The sequence below is a fragment of the Burkholderia sp. 3C genome (assembly GCF_054589155.1).
Window position 1 is genome coordinate 1 of the sequence record NZ_BAAILN010000031.1, and the last position, 2,383, is coordinate 2,383.

Genomic DNA, 2,383 nt, shown 5'->3' on the forward strand with positions numbered 1-2,383 from the left:
TTCAAGGCGATGTTCGCGGACTGGGTCAAGAAGAACAACCTGCCGGGCGGCGCCAAGCGCGTGACGAACGATCCGATGGAAGCGACCTTCGTCGGCATCCACATGTGGAAGCAGGCGGTCGAGAAGGCCAAGAGCACGGACGTCGACAAGGTGCGCGTGGCGATGATCGGCCAGAAGTTCAACGCGCCGTCGGGCTTCGTGCTGGAGATGGACGGCAATCACCACCTGCACAAGCCGGTGATGATCGGCGAGATCCGCGCCGACGGCCAGTTCAACGTGGTGTGGCGCACCAAGACGACGGTGCGCGCGCAACCGTGGAGCCCGTACATCCCGGGCAACGCGGGCAAGCCCGACGTGGTCAGCTCGATCGGCGACTTCCTGCGCCGCCGCCGCGCCGCGCTAGCCTGAACGGGCGGCCGCCCCCGAGGCGGCCTCCGCGCACCGCGCCGTGCGCGGCCGCTTCTCCCCGCGCGGCCGGCTGGTCGCGCGGTTGTTCACCCTGCGGTTCAACCGACAGCCAGGATTTTCCGATGCTCACGTTCTCACGCCGCGCCCGACACGGCCTCGCCGCGTTCGCTGCTTTCGCCGCGCTCGCGTGCGTCGCGCCCAGCCCGGCGTTCGCGCTCGATGCCGCCGATACCGCCGCGCTGGCCGGCGACGATTTCGATGCGAAGCTCGCCGCGATCGATCATCTCTCGGCGGCAGGCGACGCCGCATCGGTGGCGCTGCTGCACGCGCTGGCCGACGGCGGCGTGCTCGCCACCGACGACGGCAAGCTGCTGGTGCAGGCCGACGACGGCAGCACCAAGGACGCCCTGAGCGGCGCCACCGTGCAGCCCGGCGACGCGCAAGCCATCACGCTCAACAACCTGCTGCGCAGCAAGGTGGCCAACGCGCTGTCGGCGCTCGACCTCGCCTCGCCCGATCTCGCCACGCGCACCGCTGCGGTCGATGCACTGCTCAAGAATCCCGACGCCTCGCTCAAGCCGCTGATCGAAAAAGCGCGCGCGAAGGAAACCGATGCCACGCTCAAGCGCCGCCTCGACGCGCTGTGGGCGATCGCCGCGCTGCACGACAAGGACGCCGCCAAGCGGCTCGAAGCGGTCAAGGTGGTGGCCGCGCGCCACGATCTCGACATGATCGAGCAGTTGCGCCCGCTCGTCGCGAAGAACCCCGACGGCAGCTTCGCCGAACCCGATGCGCAAGTGCGCGCGGCGGCGCAGGAAGGCCTCGACGCACTGCATTCGCTGCAGGAACGCGGCGAGATCGCCAGCACGCTGTTCGCCGGCCTCTCGCTCGGCAGCGTGCTGCTGCTCGCCGCGCTCGGCCTGGCGATCACCTACGGCCTGATCGGCGTGATCAACATGGCGCACGGCGAATTCCTGATGATCGGCGCCTACGCCACCTATGTGGTGCAGACGCTGTTCCAGCGCTACGCGCCGGGCGCGTTCGACTGGTATCCGCTGCTGGCCGTGCCGGCCTCGTTCGTGGCCGCCGCCGTGGTGGGCGTGGTGCTGGAGCGCACCGTGCTCAAACACCTGTACGGCCGCCCGCTCGAAACGCTGCTGGCCACCTTCGGCGTGAGCCTGATCCTGATCCAGGCCACCCGCATGATCTTCGGCGCGCAGAACGTGCAGGTCTCGAACCCGTCGTGGATGAGCGGCGGCGTGAGCGTCATGCAGAACCTGATCCTGCCGTACAACCGCATCGCGATCCTGGCGTTCTCGCTGATCGTGGTCGGCATCGCCTGGGCCGTGCTGACCCAGACTCGCCTCGGCCTGTTCGTGCGCGCCGTCACGCAGAACCGCCGGATGGCGGCCTGCGTCGGCGTGAAGACAGCTCGTGTGGATTCCTACGCATTTGCGTTCGGCGCGGGCATCGCCGGGCTCGGCGGCTGCGCGCTCTCGCAGATCGGCAACGTCGGCCCCGACCTCGGCCAGAACTACATCATCGATTCGTTCATGGCGGTGGTGCTGGGCGGCGTGGGCCAGATCGCCGGCACGGTGGTGGGCGGCTTCGGCCTCGGCCTCGTCAGCAAGGCGATCGAGCCGTTCTGGGGCGCCGTGCTCGCCAAGATCGTGGTGCTCGTCATGATCGTGCTGTTCATCCAGAAACGCCCGCAGGGCATGTTCGCCCTGAAGGGCCGCAGCGCGGAGGCCTGAAACATGACTTCGATGACAACCTCGGGTGGCGTCGCTCCGGCGACGTTGCCATCCCCTTCGAATATGGAAAGCAAATCCGGCTTCGCGCTCGGCCTGCCGCCGCGCGCCGCGCTGCTGTCGCGCCGCGCCTGGCTCGCGCTGGTCGCGCTGTGCCTCGCGATCGGCATCGGCGTGCCGATCGCGGCGCTCGTCACGCCCGAGTCGAGCACGTTTCATCTGTC

At 69.0% G+C, this 2,383-nt stretch carries 2 protein-coding genes and 1 pseudogene; all 3 read left to right on the forward strand.

The genetic code is table 11. The annotated features are described in order from the left end of the window. Nucleotides 1-408, forward strand: a 408-nt coding sequence (locus ACYP33_RS05255) for a transporter substrate-binding protein (RefSeq protein WP_459620190.1), incomplete at its 5' end; no start/stop codon positions are given. A gap of 122 nt (nt 409-530) precedes the next feature. Continuing rightward, nucleotides 531-2,162: an urea ABC transporter permease subunit UrtB gene (gene urtB / locus ACYP33_RS05260; protein WP_459620192.1), complete on the forward strand. Its 1,632-nt coding sequence runs from the start codon at nt 531-533 to the stop codon at nt 2,160-2,162. 3 nt (nt 2,163-2,165) lie between these two features. Beyond that, nucleotides 2,166-2,383, forward strand: a pseudogene (locus ACYP33_RS05265) (urea ABC transporter permease subunit UrtC); the annotation flags it as partial.

What these genes read in the sequence shown, in the direction of transcription:
- urtB (WP_459620192.1), top strand. Translation starts at nt 531, where the DNA reads ATGCTCACGTTCTCACGCCGCGCCCGACACGGCCTCGCCGCGTTCGCT.